Below are 13,928 nucleotides of genomic sequence, written 5' to 3'. Positions count from 1 at the left end.
AGTTTGGTTATCTTTTGCTATTAAACAAGTTCAAGAATAACCATTGGAGCTGCATCGCCCTTACGAGCCTTAGCAAGCTTCAAGATTCTAGTGTAACCACCATTACGGTCTTTGTAACGAGGTGCAACATCTGAGAAAAGCTTTTGTAAAGCGTTCTTTACAACAACTGCATCGTTTTCTTCATGAATGTCAGCAACTTCCTTACGGATGAATGCTGCAGCTTGACGACGAGCAGCTAAGTCACCGCGCTTGCCCAAAGTAATCATCTTTTCAGCAGTCTTGCGGATTTCTTTGGCGCGAGCTTCAGTCGTAACAATGCGTTCGTTGATGATCAATTGAGTAGTCATTTCACGGAGCATTGCTTTTCTGTGAGCACTATCGCGACCTAATTTACGGTATGCCATGAATTTGCCTCCTTGTTCGCAAACTTAGTCTTCTTGACGAAGTGATAAACCTAAGTCTGCTAATTTGTTCTTTACTTCTTCCAATGACTTGCGTCCTAAGTTACGTACGCGCATCATGTCCGCTTCAGTCTTGTCTGTCAATTCTTGCAACGTGTTAATGCCAGCACGCTTCAAGCAGTTGTATGAACGAACTGAAAGATCAAGCTCTTCAATAGTCATTTCAAGCTTCTTTTCTTTCTTGTCGTCTTCCTTTTCAACCATTACTTCGCTGTATTGGGCACTTGCATCTGCCGATTCAAATACCTTGAAGTGTTCAACCAAGATTTTGGCAGCAAAACTAAGGGCGTCATTTGGCTTGATTGAGCCGTCAGTCCAGATCTCTAAAGTTAGCTTGTCGTAGTCATCTCTCTTACCAACACGAGTAGCTTCTACTTGGTAGTTAACTTTCTTGATTGGTGAGTACAGAGAATCAACTGGAATAACACCGATAGGCATATCATCAGTCTTGTTATCACTTGCAGCAATGTAACCACGACCATTGTTGATCGCAATTTGCATGTGCAAGTGGCCACCTTCAGCAATGGTACAAATGTACTGATCTGGGTTAAGAACTTGAACATCTGCATCAACTTTTAAGTCGTCAGCAGTGACCGTAGCCGGACCTTCAACATCAAGCTCAATAATCTTCTGCTCATCAGAAAATGACTTAAGTTCAAGTTTCTTCAAGTTCAAGATGATCTTGGTTACATCTTCTCTAACACCTGGGATGGTAGAAAATTCATGCAACACTCCATCGATTTGAACGTAGACGAGTCCGGTGCCCGGGATCGAAGTTAGCAAAACTCTGCGCAATGAGTTGCCTAAGGTCGTCCCAAAGCCACGTTCAAGTGGTTCAACAACAAATTTACCGTAAGCTTCATCTTGATCAATAACGGTAATATTTGGTTTTTCAAATTCAATCATTACTGGGCCCCTTTCAAAACGTAACGTCCTCCATCAAGGACAAGATTAAACACGACGACGTTTTGGTGGTCTGGAACCATTGTGTGGAACTGGCGTAACGTCACGAATTGCAGTAATTTCAAGACCAGTAGCTTGAAGTGAACGAATAGCTGATTCACGACCAGCACCAGGACCTTTAACTGAAACTTCTACGTGCTTCATACCTTGGTCCATAGCAGTCTTGGCTGCAGCTTCAGCTGCCATTTGAGCAGCAAATGGAGTTGACTTACGTGAACCCTTAAAGCCCAATGCACCAGCTGAAGACCAAGCAACGGCGTTACCTTGAACGTCAGTAATCATGACTAAAGTGTTGTTGAAAGTTGAGTGAATGTGAGCTACGCCGCTTTCAACATGCTTCTTCACACGACGCTTACGCGCTGTTTTCTTTGCAGGCATTAATAAACCTCCTTAAAACCTAAATTAACGACTTCTCTTTGAACCCTTGCGAGTACGGGCGTTGTTCTTAGTGTTTTGACCACGAACCGGAAGTCCACGGCGGTGACGAATACCACGGTAAGAACCGATATCAACAAGCCGCTTAATGTTCATGCTGACTTGACGACGCAAGTCACCTTCTACACGGTACTTGTCAACTTCTGAACGAAGCTTTTCTTGGTCTTCTGGAGTTAAATCCTTTGCCCGAATATCTTCAGAAACACCTGCATCAGCACAGATCTTCTTAGCAGTTGCATCACCGATCCCGTAAATGTAGGTCAGCGCGATAACGACTCTTTTTTCTCTTGGTAAGTCTACACCAGCAATACGTGCCATCTATTTGCACCTCCTATTTTAACCTTGACGTTGCTTGTGCTTTGGGTTTGCTGGGCAAATAACCATCACACGGCCATGTCTCTTGATAACTCTACAATGTTCGCACATTGGTTTAACAGATGGTCTAACCTTCATGTTTACCTCCGTTATTTAATAAATCGATACGTAATTCTACCTTTAGTTAAGTCATATGGAGATAGTTCAACAGTTACTCTGTCTCCAGGCAAAATACGAATGTAGTGCATTCTGATTTTCCCTGAAACGTGGGCTAAAATTTCAGCCCCATTCTCCAATTCAACTTTAAACATAGCATTAGGTAAGGTATCAACTACCTTACCTTCTACTTCAATGACATCATCTTTTGCCAAAGTTGTTCCTCCGCAATTTAAACAGTCATACTTTGAAATTATAGCACGCCAAAAAATTAATTCAACAATTAATCTCTTGACAAAACTGCGTCTAGATCTTTAAAGACTTTTTCAGGAGTTTGTTCACCGTCAATAACAGTTAACAAACCTTTCTTTTCGTAAAAGTCTTTCAAAGGAGCATTCATTTTTTCGTTTACTTCCAAACGATTCTTAACTACTTCTGGCTTGTCATCTTCACGTTGATAAAATTCGTGGCCACCACAACGATCACAAGTGCCTTCAACTTTAGGCATCTTAGTAAGCTTGTTGTAAGTTGCACCACAATTCTTACACATGAAGCGGGCTGACAAACGTTCAATCAAAGTTTGTTCATTGACATCGAGTGAGATGACATTTGATAAAGGCTTGTTTACTCGTTCAAGAATCCCGTCCAAAAGTTCAGCTTGCTTAGTGGTTCTTGGAAAACCATCCAAGATGAAGCCTTCTTTGATATCAGGTTGGTTTAAACGTTCTTCAACCAATTTGGCAGTTACTTCATCAGGTACCAAATTACCTTTATCAATGTAGCTCTTGGCTTCAAGACCAACTTTAGTCTTGTTAGCCATAGCTTCCCTAAACATATCCCCAGTTGAGATATGTGTTAAGTGATACTTATCAACGATTCGCTCTGAAACAGTACCTTTACCAGCACCAGGCAAACCCAAAAGAATCAAGTTAATCATTTTTTCCGTTCCTATCTAATGAATCCTACATATTCCTTCTTCATCAACAAACCATTGATTTGCCGTGAAAGTTCTAGAACAACACCAATTACGATTAATAAACTTGTCCCGCCCAAGCCAATTGAACTTGGTAAGTCAAAGATATTTGTAGCAAGTTGTGGCAGCAATGCAACCAAACCTAGGAAGACCGATCCTACTGTTGATAATCTGATCAAAGTCTTTGATACAAATCCTTGCGTATCTTTCCCTGGCCGAACACTTGGAATATATGCACCTTGCTTAGTCAAGTTTTCAGACAGCTTTTCAGGATTTACCTGAACAAAAGCGTAGAAGAAAGTAAACAAGATAATCAACACAGTATAAAGAATCACACCTGGAGTAGTTTGCATACTGAAGATTTGACTACATACTTGGTACCAAGTTTCATCACTGTGCGAGTTTTGGAACAACATCAAAATAGTTGCTGGTGTCACAATAAATGAACTGGCGAAGATAACTGGAATAACCCCAGACACATTAACTTTTAAGGGTAGAAAACTTTCTGATCCGCTAGTCGTCGCTCTTCTCGTATATTGAATTGGAATACGACGATCTGCTTGTTCTACCCAAGTAACAATTTGAGTAACGATCAGAATAACAAGAATGAGTCCGACAAAGAAAAGAACACCTTGAAGCCGATCGCTTGAACTAGCATCCGTAATGTATTCCTGGAAGACTGAAGCCAGTCCATTTGGAAGACGTGCGATGATTCCCGCAAAGATAATTACTGAAACACCATTTCCTAAACCTTTATCAGTAATTTCGTCACCCAACCAGGTCAACAGCATCGTACCACCAGTCATGATGATGGCAATTTCAACGTAAGATAAAGCAGTTTGAGTCTTAACCAGTCCTAAAGACGTTAAGGAGTTAAATCCTAAGGTAATTCCCAAACTTTGAACGAAGGCAACCACCAAAGTTAAGTATCTTGTTACCTGGTTCGTCTTTCTTCGTCCAACTTCACCCTGCTTGCCCCATTCAACAAGTGTAGGCACAATATCCATCTGCAACAACTGAATAACAATTTGTGCAGTGATGTATGGTGAAACACCCAAAGAAAAGATTGAATAGTTGTCAAGTCCACCACCAGAAACAGTATCAAGCATTGATACAAGTCCCGTTGATGATACCTGACTGATCGCTTTCGCATTGATTCCTGGGACAGTGATATTAGCACCAATCCGATAAATCAATAGAATAAAAAGCGTGAAATATATTTTCTTTCTAATCTCTTTATCCTTAAAGGCGTTCTTCAAGGTCGAAAACATTAGATCACCTCAACAGTACCGCCAGCAGCTTCCACTGCCTTCTTAGCAGCTTCTGAAGCCTTGTTAACTTTAACAGTTAACTTAACTTTCAATTCGCCACTTGCGAGTAACTTGACGCCTGACAATTCTTTCTTAACCAGGCCTTGTTCTTTAAGGTTTTCGATAGTTACAACGCTACCTTCTTCAAACTTGTTCAAGTCTGCTAATTTAACAATAGCGTATTCTTTACGATTAATATTCTTAAAACCACGCTTAGGCATAGTTCTGAATAAAGGCATTTGTCCACCTTCAAAACCTAAACGGGTGTGACCGCCTTGACGAGCCAATTGACCCTTTTGACCACGGCCAGAAGTCTTACCGTAACCACTAGAAGTACCACGACCAACGCGCTTTCTTGCACGACGTGAACCTTCTGCAGCATGTAATTCATGAAGCTTCATTAACTAGGCACCTCCTGTAATTATTTGTTGATTTCTTCAACTGAGATCAAGTGAGCGATCTTCAGCAATGCGCCACGAACAGATGCACTGTCCTTAAGCACAACTGAGCTGTTAACCTTGCCCAAACCTAATGATTTAACAATCTTGCGTTGGTTTGGAAGACGGTGGGCAGCACTTCTAATTAAAGTTACTTTTAAATCAGTCATCTATGTTCTCCCTAATCTTCTAAACTCTTTGCTGATTGACGGAGCTTCAAAACATCTTCACGAGTCTTAAGCTTCTTCAAACCATCAATGGTTGCACGAACTACGTTAATAGGAGTGTTTGAACCAAGTGACTTTGAAGTAACGTCAGCAACGCCGGCCATATCCATAACGATACGTACGGCACCACCGGCAGCAACACCGGAACCAGCTGCGGCAGGCTTCAATAAAATTTCACCTGAACCGTAGTGACCGATAACTTCGTGAGGAATAGTGGTACCAACAGTTGGAACAGCAATCATGTTCTTCTTACCAGCTTCAACTGCCTTACGGATAGCTTCTGGGACTTCTTGAGCCTTACCAGTACCGAAGCCAACGTGACCCTTCTTGTCGCCAACAACAACAAGAGCAGCAAATCTCATCCGACGACCACCCTTAACAACCTTGGTGATCCGGTTAACTGCAACTAATTGGTCTTCGATTTCGTCCTTAGGTCTACGATCTTTGCGAGAATCGTTGCGGTTTGCCATGTGTTAATCTCCTTTCCTAGAATACTAATCCGTTTTCACGAGCAGCGTCAGCTAAAGCTTGAACACGGCCGTGGTATAAGTAACCACTTCTGTCAAAGACAACAGTTTCGATGTTCTTGGCTTTAGCAGCTTCAGCGATGGCCTTACCAACAGCTTGAGCTTGTTCTACCTTAGTAGCATCTTGAGAAACAGATTTGTCTAAAGTTGAGGCACTTGCAAGCGTTACACCCGCTACGTCATCAATTAATTGAGCGTAGATGTTTTTGTTAGAACGGAAAATACTTAAGCGTGGGCGCTCAGCAGTACCAGAGATCTTACCACGAATACGTTTATGACGCTTTAAGCGTAATTTGTTTTTATCTGGTTTAGAAATCACAATTTCACCTCAAAATTTATCTATTATTTACCAGTCTTACCTTCCTTACGACGTACGTATTCATCAACATAACGAATACCCTTGCCCTTGTAAGGTTCTGGTGGACGTACGTCCCGGATTTCGGCTGCAAATTGACCAACGTCTTGTTTTGAAATACCTTCAACTTCAACGTCGGTTGCTGAAGTGGCCTTAACAGTTACACCTTCTGGAGCTTCCAGAACAACTGGGTGTGAGTAACCAACGTTCAAGGTTAACTTGTTACCTTGAGCAACTGCACGGTAACCAACACCGATAAGCTTCAAGCTCTTCTTGTAACCATTAACTACACCTTCAACCATTGATGCAAGGTTAGCTCTTTCAGTACCGTGTAAAGCCTTGTCAGCTTCACTAGTACGTGAGAAGTTAATCTTACCATCGTTTTGTTCAAACTTGATCTTTGGATCAAAGTGGCGAGTTAATTCACCCTTAGGGCCCTTAACAGTGATAAATTCACCATCCTTGGTAACAGTGACACCTTCGGGTACTTCAATAGTCTTTAAACCAATACGACTCATTGATTTTTCTCCTTTCTGTCAGAATTACCAAACGTAAGCGATAACTTCGCCGCCGACGTTCTTTTGTCTTGCTTCCTTGTCAGTAATAAGGCCAGCAGAAGTGGAAACGATGGCAATACCTAAGCCGTTAAGAACCTTAGGTAAGTTATCAGCGCCAACGTAGTTTCTAAGACCTGGCTTAGAAATACGCTTCAAACCTGAAATGACACGTTCTCCGTTTGGACCATACTTCAAGAAAATCTTGATAACGCCTTGCTTACCGTCTTCGGTTACTTCGTAATCGCGGATGAAACCTTCGTTCTTCAAGATTTCAGAAATAGCCTTCTTAATGTTTGATGCAGGAACTTCTACTGAATCGTGCTTTGCCATGTTGGCGTTACGAATTCTAGTTAAGTAGTCTGCGATCGGATCTGTCATAACCATTTAATTCTATCCTCCTAACTGTATTACCAACTAGCCTTCTTAAGACCAGGAATCTTACCTTCGTGTGCCAATTCCTTTAAGCAGATACGGCACAAACCAAACTTACGGTATACAGAATGTGGACGGCCACATCTCTCACAGCGAGTGTATTCGCGTGATGAGAACTTAGCAGGACGTGAATTTCTGATTTTTTGTGATGTTTTAGCCATTAATGTCCTCCATTATTTAGCAAAAGGCATACCAAATTGAGTTAAAAGTTCACGAGCTTCTTCGTCAGTGTTGGCAGTAGTAACGATAACAATGTCTAAACCTCTAGTGCGGTTTACCTTGTCAAAGTCGATTTCTGGGAAAATCAATTGTTCCTTGACACCCAAAGTGTAGTTACCACGACCGTCAAATGAACGGCTTGAAACACCACGGAAGTCACGAACACGTGGAAGGGCAACGTTTACGAGCTTGTACAAGAAGTCGTACATTCTGTCGCCTCTTAAGGTAACCTTTGCACCGATTGACATACCTTCACGTAAACGGAAGTTGGCGATTGACTTCTTGGCCTTGGTAATTAATGGCTTTTGGCCTGAGATTAAAGTCAATTCTTCAACGGCTTCATCCAAGTTCTTTGCGTTTGAAACGGCGTCACCGACACCCATGTTCAAAACGATCTTGTCGATCTTAGGAACTTGCATTACTGACTTGTATTCAAATTTGTCTTCTAAAGCTGGAACAACTTTTTCTTTGTATTGTTGAGCTAAAATACTTGCCATGTGTATCCTCCCTTCTCTTACTTGTCTTCCTTAGTTGCCTTAGCAATTACTTTAACGTTTGATGCGTGAATTGAACCTTCTTGTTCAACTACACCACCATTAGCGTTAGTTTGTGAAGGCTTTTGGTGCTTCTTAATTACGTTAACGCCCTTAACAACTACGCGGTTCTTCTTAACGTTAACTGAAAGAACAGTACCTTCCTTGCCCTTGTCCTTGCCGGCAATAACCTTTACTTTGTCACCAGTTTTAACAAACATTAGCGCACCTCACTTAGACTATAATACTTCAGGAGCAAGAGAAACGATCTTCATAAAGTCGCCTTCACGCAATTCACGTGCAACAGGCCCGAAGATACGAGTCCCACGAGGGCTCTTGTCTGCGTTAATAACTACGGCTGCGTTTTCGTCAAACTTGATGTATGAACCATCAGCACGACGTGCACCTGACTTGGTTCTTACAACAACGGCCTTTACAACGTCACCCTTTTTGACAACGCCACCTGGTGTTGCTTGCTTAACAGTAGCTACAACAATGTCACCGATGTTACCAGTCTTACGCTTTGAACCGCCTAAGACTCTAATAACAAGTAATTCTCTGGCACCAGAGTTGTCGGCAACCTTTAAACGAGATTCGTTTTGAATCACTGTGGAATCCTCCCCTCAATCCGCAATTAAACAGATTTCTTAACGATGTTAACTAAACGGAAGCGTTTGTTACGAGACAATGGACGGGTTTCCATGATACGAACAGTGTCGCCAACCTTAGCTTCGTTGTTTTCGTCGTGAGCGTAGTACTTCTTTGAATACTTAATCCGCTTGTTGTAAGTTGGGTGATTCTTGTAAGTATCAACGACAACAGTGATGGTCTTGTCCATCTTGTCAGAAACTACGCGTCCTTGATAAACGTGACGACGATTTCTTTCGATTGATTCGCTCAAGTTAATAGCTCCCTTCCGTTAGTTATTTTCTAATTCTTTTTCGCTCAAAATTGTCTTAATTCTGGCGATGTTCTTGCGGACTTTGTTTAAGCGAGCGGTATTTTCTAATTGACCGGTTGCTTGTTGGAAACGCAAATTGAAGAGTTCTTCTTTGTATTGCTTTTCCTTTTCTACCATTTGATCAGTGGTTAATGCTCTGATTTCTTTAGCCTTCATTAGATTCGCCACCTACTTCCGAACTCTTTGTAACAAACTTACACTTGATTGGCAACTTGGTAGCAGCAAGACGTAAAGCTTCACGAGCAACATCTTCTGAAACGCCGCCAATTTCAAACATGATCTTTTCTCTCTTAACTACAGCTACCCAGCCTGCAGGTGCACCTTTACCTGAACCCATACGTACACCTACACCTTTTGCAGTGTAAGACTTTTGAGGGAAGATTCTGATCCAAACCTTACCGCCACGCTTCATGTAACGAGTCATGGCAACACGGGCAGCTTCGATTTGACGGTTAGTAATCCAGTGTGATTCTAAGGCTTCAAGACCATATTCACCAAAAGCGATGGTCTTACCACCCTTAGCAGCACCACGCATCTTACCACGGAATTCACGACGGTGTTTTACACGTTTTGGTACTAAAGGCATTACTTGTTTCCTCCCTTCACAGGCTTGTTCTTGCGAGTAGGCAAGATTTCACCACGGTTGATCCATACACGAACACCAATTTCACCATAAGTAGTGAAGGCGTTAACCCATGCATAGTCAATGTCGGCTCTCAAAGTTTGTAATGGAACACGACCTTCAGTGTGCCATTCACGCCGTGCCATGTCAGCACCATTCAAACGACCTGAAGTTTGAATCTTGATACCCTTGGCACCAGCACGCATTGAACGTTGAGTTGCTTGACGCATAGCACGTCTGAAAGCAATACGAGCTTCAAGTTGACGAGCAACACTGTCAGCAGTCAATTCGGCGTCTAAATCAGGCTTCTTGATTTCAACAATGTTGATGTGAACTTGCTTGTTAGTCAAAGCGTTTAATTCTTTACGTAAAGCTTCAACTTCTGAACCACCTTTACCAATAACCATACCTGGCTTAGCAGTGTGGATTGAAATGTTAATCCGGTTTGCTGCACGTTCGATTTCTACAGTTGAAACTGAAGCGTCCTTCAACTTCTTTGAAATGAAGTCTCTAATACGAAGGTCTTCGTTTAAGGTTTCCTTGTAATTCTTGTCAGCATACCATTTTGATTCCCAATCGCGGATAACGCCAAGACGGAAACCATTTGGGTTAATCTTTTGACCCATTAATATACCTCCCTTAATCGTTCTTTGTTGAAACTACAACAACTACGTGACTAGTTCTCTTGTTAATTGGAGAAGCCATACCCTTAGCACGTGGGCGGAATCTCTTCAAAGTAGCACCTTCGTTTACGTAAGCTTCTGATACGTAAAGGTCAGCACTTTCAAGATCGTAGTTGTGTTCTGCGTTAGCAACAGCTGAACGCAAAACCTTCTTAACGATTGGGGAAGCAGCTCTAGGCGTAAATTCCAAGATTGCTAATGCTTCAGCAACGCTCTTGCCACGGATTAAGTCAACAACTAAGCGGGCTTTTCTAGGAGCGATGCGAACAGTTCTTGCTTCAGCGCGAGCTGAACTAATTTGTTCTGCCATTTAAGTGTTTCTCCTTCCTTACTTGGTAGCTTTGTCTTCAGAAGCCTTGTGGCCACGGAAAGTTCTAGTTGGAACAAATTCGCCCAACTTGTGACCTACCATGTCTTCAGTAACATAAACTGGGACGTGCTTTCTACCATCGTAAACAGCTATCGTCAAACCAACAAATGAAGGGAAAATAGTTGAACGACGTGACCAAGTCTTAATAACTTGCTTCTTATCTGCATCTGCTTGTGCATCGACCTTCTTTAACAGGTGTGCATCAGCAAAAGGACCTTTTTTAATACTACGGCTCATTAATTAACCCTCCTTCTGTTACTTGCTACCCTTACGGTGACGGATGATAAGCTTTTCGCTAGCCTTCTTAGTGTTGCGAGTCTTAATACCACGTGACTTCTTGCCCCATGGGGTCATTGGTTGTGGACGACCAACAGGAGCCTTACCTTCACCACCACCATGTGGGTGATCGTTAGGGTTCATTACAGAACCACGAGATTGTGGACGCTTGCCCAACCAACGGCTACGACCAGCTTTACCCAGTTGGATCAATGAGTGTTGTTCGTTACCAACAACACCAACAGTTGCACGGCAAGTTGACAAGATCTTGCGAACTTCACCAGATTGTAATCTTACTAAAGTGTAGTTGCCGTCAACACCCAAAACTTGAGCACTAGCACCAGCACTTCTTACAAGTTGGCCACCCTTGCCAGGCTTCAATTCAATGTTGTGGATAGCAGTACCAGTAGGAATGTTCTTAAGTGGTAATGCGTTACCAACCTTGATATCTGCGTTTTCACCAGATTCAATAACAGTACCAACAGTCAAGCCCTTAGGAGCTAAGATGTATGCCTTAACACCATCAGTGTAGGTAACAAGGGCAATGTTAGCAGTTCTGTTTGGATCGTATTCGATAGCCTTAACGATTGCCTTTGCGTTATCCTTGTTACGCTTGAAATCGATAATACGGTACTTTTGCTTGTGACCACCGCCACGGTGTCTTACAGTAATGTGACCGTATGAGTTACGACCTGCAGTGTGTGATTGAGATTCAACCAGTGAACGTTCTGGTTTAGTCTTCGTGATTTCTGCAAAGTCAGATGAAGTCATATTACGACGACCGTTGGTAGTTGGCTTGTAGACTTTAATAGCCAATTGTCTGACCTCCTATTACTTGTCTTCTTTTTCGTCTTCGTTGTTGAAAATCTTAATGTCGTTTGAGTCGTTAGTTAAAGTAACGATTGCCTTTCTACGACGAGCAGTCTTACCAGTGTAACGACCAACACGCTTATCCTTGCCGCGAACGTTCATAATGTTAACGCTCTTTACCTTTACGTCAAAGATTTCTTCAACAGCTTCGCGAACTTGAGTCTTGGTTGCAGTCAAGAGAACATCGAAGGTGTACTTCTTGTTGTCCATCAAGTTGGCGGACTTTTCAGTAATAACAGGTCTTAAAATGATATCGCGTGCGTTCATTAGGCCAAAACCTCCTCGATCTTCTTAACAGCATCTTGAGTTAAGATCAGCTTGTCGTAATCAACTGCGTCAACTACGTTCAAGCCGTTAACTGGAACAACCTTAACCTTTGGCAAGTTGTGAGCTGAAAGTTGAACGTTCTTGTCGTCAGAAACAACCAAAACCTTACCTTCAACCTTTAAGTTGTTCAATAATGCAACAAAGTCCTTAGTCTTTGGTGCAGCAAAAGTTAAACTGTCCAATACGATTAATTCGTTGTCAGCAAGCTTTTGTGAAAGAACAGACTTGATAGCCAAACGGCGTTGCTTTCTTGGCATACTGTATGCGTATGAACGTGGAGTTGGGCCAAATACCGTACCACCGCCACGCCATTGTGGAGCTCTGATAGAACCTTGACGAGCACGACCAGTACCCTTTTGTCTCCAAGGCTTCTTACCGCCACCGCTAACTGCGGATCTGTTCTTAACCTTTGAGGTACCTTGACGCTTGCCAGCTCTTTGTCTAATGATTGCGTCGAACACAACGCTTTCGTTAGGTTCAATACCGAAAACTTGGTCGTTTAAGGTAACTTCACCAGAGTCTTTACCGTTTTGATCGATAACTTTTAAATTAGCCATGTAAGTCCTCCTCCCTATTTATCAGCTTTTACAGCTTTAGCAGCTGACTTAACAACGATTAATGAGTTCTTGGCACCTGGAACGTTACCCTTAACCAATAATACGTTCTTATCTGCAACTACTTTTTCAATTACTAAGTTTTCAATGGTAACTTTCTTCACACCCATGTGACCTGGCAATTTCTTACCCTTTGGTACACGGTTAATGATTGAACCCATTGAACCTGGGATTCTGTGGTAACGTGAACCGTGGGTTTCAGGCCCTCTAGATTGGTGGTGACGCTTAATGTTACCTTGGTATCCATGACCTCTCGTAATTCCAGTAACGTCAACAACGTCACCTTCCTTAAACGTGTCCACAGTAACTTCTGAGCCGACTTCATAGTCCTTAAGCTCAACACCGCGGATTTCCCGAATGAAGCGCTTAGGCGAAGTCTCTGCTTTAGCAGCATGACCCTTTTCTGGTTTGTTGCTCAAAACTTCACGCTTGTCTTGGTAACCTAATTGAACAGCTTCGTAGCCGTCAGATTCAACCGTCTTAACTTGCAAAACAACGTTTGGAGTTGCTTCAACAACAGTAACGGGAACCAGGACACCATCTTTGTTGAAGATTTGAGTCATACCGACTTTTCTTCCTAAGATTCCTTTGGTCATGTTTACACCTCTTTCTATTTATGATTACAGCTTAATTTCGATGTCAACGCCGCTTGGAAGATCAAGCTTCATTAATGAATCAACCGTCTTAGGGGTTGGGTTCAAAATGTCGATTAAACGCTTGTGAGTGCGCATTTCGAATTGTTCACGTGAGTCCTTGTTCTTGTGTGGTGAACGAAGAACAGTGAATAAAGTTCTTTCTGTTGGAAGTGGTACAGGACCTGAGATTTCTGCACCAGTTCTTTTAGCAGTAGCTACGATCTTAGCAGCTGATTCATCGAGAATACCATGTTCGTATGACTTAAGTCTGATACGAATAGTTTGACTTGCCATCAAATTACCTCCTTAACGTCTTCTTTGATAAGATGACTAGCTCGGCAAAAATTCCCCGCACGCCACTGTGGCAATGCAGCCTGGCGTGCCGCAACCTTTTGCGTCAACGCTTAACAACAAAATAGTGCATAGGGCATAGTTACCCTTCATAAATGCACTTTACCTAGTATAGAGGATCAAGCCTTTTAATTCAAGGGTTTAGCAGCATTTATTTTTGATTTTTTTTGCGGAATTTTCCGCGCAAAAATTTCTGCTTTTTTCAAAAAATTTTTTTCCGTAAATTGCAATAATAAATTGAACATTTATACTGCTTGATAGATATGATCTAATTCTTTCTCAAAGATTTCATCTGGAGTATGATATGCCAAGATCTTTC

29 protein-coding genes are annotated in these 13,928 nt (G+C 42.2%); all 29 read right to left on the bottom strand.

Features of this window, described 5'->3' with window-relative positions; genetic code table 11:
* Positions 1-20: 20 nt before the first annotated feature.
* The 29 genes from rplQ to rpsJ all read right to left on the bottom strand — a co-directional run bounded on the left by rplQ (position 21) and on the right by rpsJ (position 13,552).
* Positions 21-404 (bottom strand): 50S ribosomal protein L17, encoded by a 384-nt coding sequence (rplQ, locus tag KI210_RS07450; protein WP_212781256.1) that lies wholly within the window; start codon positions 402-404, stop codon positions 21-23.
* Positions 405-428: 24 nt separating this feature from the next.
* Entirely contained in the window at positions 429-1,367 is a 939-nt protein-coding gene (locus tag KI210_RS07445; RefSeq protein ID WP_212781255.1) for a DNA-directed RNA polymerase subunit alpha, read from the bottom strand.
* A gap of 45 nt (positions 1,368-1,412) precedes the next feature.
* A complete protein-coding gene (gene rpsK, locus KI210_RS07440) occupies positions 1,413-1,802 on the bottom strand; it encodes a 30S ribosomal protein S11 (RefSeq protein WP_212781254.1) in 390 nt (129 codons plus the stop codon).
* A 24-nt stretch (positions 1,803-1,826) separates the two neighbouring features.
* On the bottom strand, positions 1,827-2,177 hold the full coding sequence (gene rpsM, locus KI210_RS07435) for a 30S ribosomal protein S13 (RefSeq protein WP_212781253.1): 351 nt from the start codon (positions 2,175-2,177) through the stop codon (positions 1,827-1,829).
* Between the two features lie 18 nt (positions 2,178-2,195).
* A complete protein-coding gene (gene rpmJ, locus KI210_RS07430; protein ID WP_212781252.1) occupies positions 2,196-2,312 on the bottom strand; it encodes a 50S ribosomal protein L36 in 117 nt (38 codons plus the stop codon).
* An 11-nt stretch (positions 2,313-2,323) separates the two neighbouring features.
* Entirely contained in the window at positions 2,324-2,545 is a 222-nt protein-coding gene (gene infA, locus KI210_RS07425) for a translation initiation factor IF-1 (protein ID WP_212781251.1), read from the bottom strand.
* A 68-nt stretch (positions 2,546-2,613) separates the two neighbouring features.
* Positions 2,614-3,267 (bottom strand): adenylate kinase, encoded by a 654-nt coding sequence (locus KI210_RS07420; protein ID WP_212781250.1) that lies wholly within the window; start codon positions 3,265-3,267, stop codon positions 2,614-2,616.
* An 11-nt stretch (positions 3,268-3,278) separates the two neighbouring features.
* The gene (gene secY, locus KI210_RS07415; protein WP_212781249.1) at positions 3,279-4,574 is read right to left on the bottom strand and encodes a preprotein translocase subunit SecY; all 1,296 of its coding nucleotides are present in this window, start codon (positions 4,572-4,574) and stop codon (positions 3,279-3,281) included.
* The gene (gene rplO / locus KI210_RS07410; protein WP_212781248.1) at positions 4,574-5,014 is read right to left on the bottom strand and encodes a 50S ribosomal protein L15; all 441 of its coding nucleotides are present in this window, start codon (positions 5,012-5,014) and stop codon (positions 4,574-4,576) included. The genes secY and rplO overlap by 1 nt, the downstream gene beginning before the upstream one ends.
* A gap of 20 nt (positions 5,015-5,034) precedes the next feature.
* A complete protein-coding gene (rpmD, locus tag KI210_RS07405; RefSeq protein ID WP_212781247.1) occupies positions 5,035-5,220 on the bottom strand; it encodes a 50S ribosomal protein L30 in 186 nt (61 codons plus the stop codon).
* An 11-nt stretch (positions 5,221-5,231) separates the two neighbouring features.
* Entirely contained in the window at positions 5,232-5,747 is a 516-nt protein-coding gene (gene rpsE / locus KI210_RS07400; protein ID WP_212781246.1) for a 30S ribosomal protein S5, read from the bottom strand.
* A gap of 16 nt (positions 5,748-5,763) precedes the next feature.
* Positions 5,764-6,123: a 50S ribosomal protein L18 gene (gene rplR, locus KI210_RS07395; RefSeq protein WP_212781245.1), complete on the bottom strand. Its 360-nt coding sequence runs from the start codon at positions 6,121-6,123 to the stop codon at positions 5,764-5,766.
* A 23-nt stretch (positions 6,124-6,146) separates the two neighbouring features.
* On the bottom strand, positions 6,147-6,677 hold the full coding sequence (gene rplF / locus KI210_RS07390; protein ID WP_212781244.1) for a 50S ribosomal protein L6: 531 nt from the start codon (positions 6,675-6,677) through the stop codon (positions 6,147-6,149).
* A 24-nt stretch (positions 6,678-6,701) separates the two neighbouring features.
* Complete coding sequence (rpsH, locus tag KI210_RS07385) at positions 6,702-7,100, bottom strand: 30S ribosomal protein S8 (protein ID WP_212781243.1); 399 nt, start codon at positions 7,098-7,100, stop codon at positions 6,702-6,704.
* Positions 7,101-7,123: 23 nt separating this feature from the next.
* Entirely contained in the window at positions 7,124-7,309 is a 186-nt protein-coding gene (locus KI210_RS07380; protein ID WP_212781242.1) for a type Z 30S ribosomal protein S14, read from the bottom strand.
* A 12-nt stretch (positions 7,310-7,321) separates the two neighbouring features.
* Positions 7,322-7,864: a 50S ribosomal protein L5 gene (gene rplE, locus KI210_RS07375; RefSeq protein WP_212781241.1), complete on the bottom strand. Its 543-nt coding sequence runs from the start codon at positions 7,862-7,864 to the stop codon at positions 7,322-7,324.
* A 17-nt stretch (positions 7,865-7,881) separates the two neighbouring features.
* Positions 7,882-8,121 (bottom strand): 50S ribosomal protein L24, encoded by a 240-nt coding sequence (rplX, locus tag KI210_RS07370; protein ID WP_212781240.1) that lies wholly within the window; start codon positions 8,119-8,121, stop codon positions 7,882-7,884.
* Positions 8,122-8,139: 18 nt separating this feature from the next.
* Entirely contained in the window at positions 8,140-8,508 is a 369-nt protein-coding gene (rplN, locus tag KI210_RS07365; protein ID WP_212781239.1) for a 50S ribosomal protein L14, read from the bottom strand.
* A gap of 26 nt (positions 8,509-8,534) precedes the next feature.
* Complete coding sequence (rpsQ, locus tag KI210_RS07360) at positions 8,535-8,801, bottom strand: 30S ribosomal protein S17 (RefSeq protein ID WP_212781238.1); 267 nt, start codon at positions 8,799-8,801, stop codon at positions 8,535-8,537.
* An 18-nt stretch (positions 8,802-8,819) separates the two neighbouring features.
* The gene (gene rpmC, locus KI210_RS07355; RefSeq protein ID WP_212781237.1) at positions 8,820-9,017 is read right to left on the bottom strand and encodes a 50S ribosomal protein L29; all 198 of its coding nucleotides are present in this window, start codon (positions 9,015-9,017) and stop codon (positions 8,820-8,822) included.
* A complete protein-coding gene (gene rplP / locus KI210_RS07350) occupies positions 9,007-9,447 on the bottom strand; it encodes a 50S ribosomal protein L16 (protein WP_212781236.1) in 441 nt (146 codons plus the stop codon). Before rplP ends, rpmC begins: the two co-directional genes overlap by 11 nt.
* Entirely contained in the window at positions 9,447-10,109 is a 663-nt protein-coding gene (rpsC, locus tag KI210_RS07345) for a 30S ribosomal protein S3 (protein ID WP_212781235.1), read from the bottom strand. Before rpsC ends, rplP begins: the two co-directional genes overlap by 1 nt.
* 13 nt (positions 10,110-10,122) lie before the next feature.
* Positions 10,123-10,476, bottom strand: a complete 354-nt coding sequence (gene rplV / locus KI210_RS07340; protein ID WP_212781234.1) for a 50S ribosomal protein L22 — start codon at positions 10,474-10,476, stop codon at positions 10,123-10,125.
* A gap of 18 nt (positions 10,477-10,494) precedes the next feature.
* Positions 10,495-10,773 carry a 30S ribosomal protein S19 gene (gene rpsS, locus KI210_RS07335; RefSeq protein ID WP_212781233.1) on the bottom strand — a complete coding sequence of 93 codons (279 nt, stop codon included), beginning with the start codon at positions 10,771-10,773 and terminating at the stop codon, positions 10,495-10,497.
* Positions 10,774-10,791: 18 nt separating this feature from the next.
* Positions 10,792-11,628 carry a 50S ribosomal protein L2 gene (gene rplB, locus KI210_RS07330; RefSeq protein WP_212781232.1) on the bottom strand — a complete coding sequence of 279 codons (837 nt, stop codon included), beginning with the start codon at positions 11,626-11,628 and terminating at the stop codon, positions 10,792-10,794.
* Positions 11,629-11,643: 15 nt separating this feature from the next.
* A complete protein-coding gene (gene rplW / locus KI210_RS07325) occupies positions 11,644-11,949 on the bottom strand; it encodes a 50S ribosomal protein L23 (protein ID WP_212781231.1) in 306 nt (101 codons plus the stop codon).
* Positions 11,949-12,566 (bottom strand): 50S ribosomal protein L4, encoded by a 618-nt coding sequence (gene rplD / locus KI210_RS07320; protein WP_212781230.1) that lies wholly within the window; start codon positions 12,564-12,566, stop codon positions 11,949-11,951. The genes rplW and rplD overlap by 1 nt, the downstream gene beginning before the upstream one ends.
* Positions 12,567-12,580: 14 nt before the next feature.
* The gene (gene rplC / locus KI210_RS07315) at positions 12,581-13,219 is read right to left on the bottom strand and encodes a 50S ribosomal protein L3 (RefSeq protein ID WP_212781229.1); all 639 of its coding nucleotides are present in this window, start codon (positions 13,217-13,219) and stop codon (positions 12,581-12,583) included.
* Positions 13,220-13,243: 24 nt separating this feature from the next.
* Positions 13,244-13,552, bottom strand: a complete 309-nt coding sequence (gene rpsJ, locus KI210_RS07310; protein WP_003549023.1) for a 30S ribosomal protein S10 — start codon at positions 13,550-13,552, stop codon at positions 13,244-13,246.
* Positions 13,553-13,928 lie beyond the last annotated feature (376 nt).

It is taken from the genome of Lactobacillus corticis, assembly GCF_018327645.1.
In the GTDB taxonomy this organism is placed as follows: domain Bacteria; phylum Bacillota; class Bacilli; order Lactobacillales; family Lactobacillaceae; genus Lactobacillus; species Lactobacillus corticis.
Note: the sequence above shows the minus strand (reverse complement) of the source record. Positions and strands in the feature narration are given on the sequence as shown.

Coding starts and splice junctions, on each gene's coding strand:
- rpsM (WP_212781253.1), bottom strand. CDS start 2,177: ATGGCACGTATTGCTGGTGTAGACTTACCAAGAGAAAAAAGAGTCGTT.
- rpsK (WP_212781254.1), bottom strand. CDS start 1,802: ATGCCTGCAAAGAAAACAGCGCGTAAGCGTCGTGTGAAGAAGCATGTT.
- rplW (WP_212781231.1), bottom strand. CDS start 11,949: ATGAACGCACGCGATATCATTTTAAGACCTGTTATTACTGAAAAGTCC.
- rplP (WP_212781236.1), bottom strand. CDS start 9,447: ATGCCTTTAGTACCAAAACGTGTAAAACACCGTCGTGAATTCCGTGGT.
- rplX (WP_212781240.1), bottom strand. CDS start 8,121: ATGTTTGTTAAAACTGGTGACAAAGTAAAGGTTATTGCCGGCAAGGAC.
- rpmC (WP_212781237.1), bottom strand. CDS start 9,017: ATGAAGGCTAAAGAAATCAGAGCATTAACCACTGATCAAATGGTAGAA.
- rplO (WP_212781248.1), bottom strand. CDS start 5,014: ATGAAGCTTCATGAATTACATGCTGCAGAAGGTTCACGTCGTGCAAGA.
- rpsS (WP_212781233.1), bottom strand. CDS start 10,773: ATGAGCCGTAGTATTAAAAAAGGTCCTTTTGCTGATGCACACCTGTTA.
- KI210_RS07445 (WP_212781255.1), bottom strand. CDS start 1,367: ATGATTGAATTTGAAAAACCAAATATTACCGTTATTGATCAAGATGAA.
- rpsE (WP_212781246.1), bottom strand. CDS start 5,747: ATGGCAAACCGCAACGATTCTCGCAAAGATCGTAGACCTAAGGACGAA.
- rpmD (WP_212781247.1), bottom strand. CDS start 5,220: ATGACTGATTTAAAAGTAACTTTAATTAGAAGTGCTGCCCACCGTCTT.
- rplD (WP_212781230.1), bottom strand. CDS start 12,566: ATGGCTAATTTAAAAGTTATCGATCAAAACGGTAAAGACTCTGGTGAA.
- rplC (WP_212781229.1), bottom strand. CDS start 13,219: ATGACCAAAGGAATCTTAGGAAGAAAAGTCGGTATGACTCAAATCTTC.
- rplF (WP_212781244.1), bottom strand. CDS start 6,677: ATGAGTCGTATTGGTTTAAAGACTATTGAAGTACCCGAAGGTGTCACT.
- rplQ (WP_212781256.1), bottom strand. CDS start 404: ATGGCATACCGTAAATTAGGTCGCGATAGTGCTCACAGAAAAGCAATG.
- rplV (WP_212781234.1), bottom strand. CDS start 10,476: ATGGCAGAACAAATTAGTTCAGCTCGCGCTGAAGCAAGAACTGTTCGC.
- rplE (WP_212781241.1), bottom strand. CDS start 7,864: ATGGCAAGTATTTTAGCTCAACAATACAAAGAAAAAGTTGTTCCAGCT.
- secY (WP_212781249.1), bottom strand. CDS start 4,574: ATGTTTTCGACCTTGAAGAACGCCTTTAAGGATAAAGAGATTAGAAAG.
- KI210_RS07380 (WP_212781242.1), bottom strand. CDS start 7,309: ATGGCTAAAACATCACAAAAAATCAGAAATTCACGTCCTGCTAAGTTC.
- rpmJ (WP_212781252.1), bottom strand. CDS start 2,312: ATGAAGGTTAGACCATCTGTTAAACCAATGTGCGAACATTGTAGAGTT.
- KI210_RS07420 (WP_212781250.1), bottom strand. CDS start 3,267: ATGATTAACTTGATTCTTTTGGGTTTGCCTGGTGCTGGTAAAGGTACT.
- rpsH (WP_212781243.1), bottom strand. CDS start 7,100: ATGGTTATGACAGATCCGATCGCAGACTACTTAACTAGAATTCGTAAC.
- rpsJ (WP_003549023.1), bottom strand. CDS start 13,552: ATGGCAAGTCAAACTATTCGTATCAGACTTAAGTCATACGAACATGGT.
- rpsC (WP_212781235.1), bottom strand. CDS start 10,109: ATGGGTCAAAAGATTAACCCAAATGGTTTCCGTCTTGGCGTTATCCGC.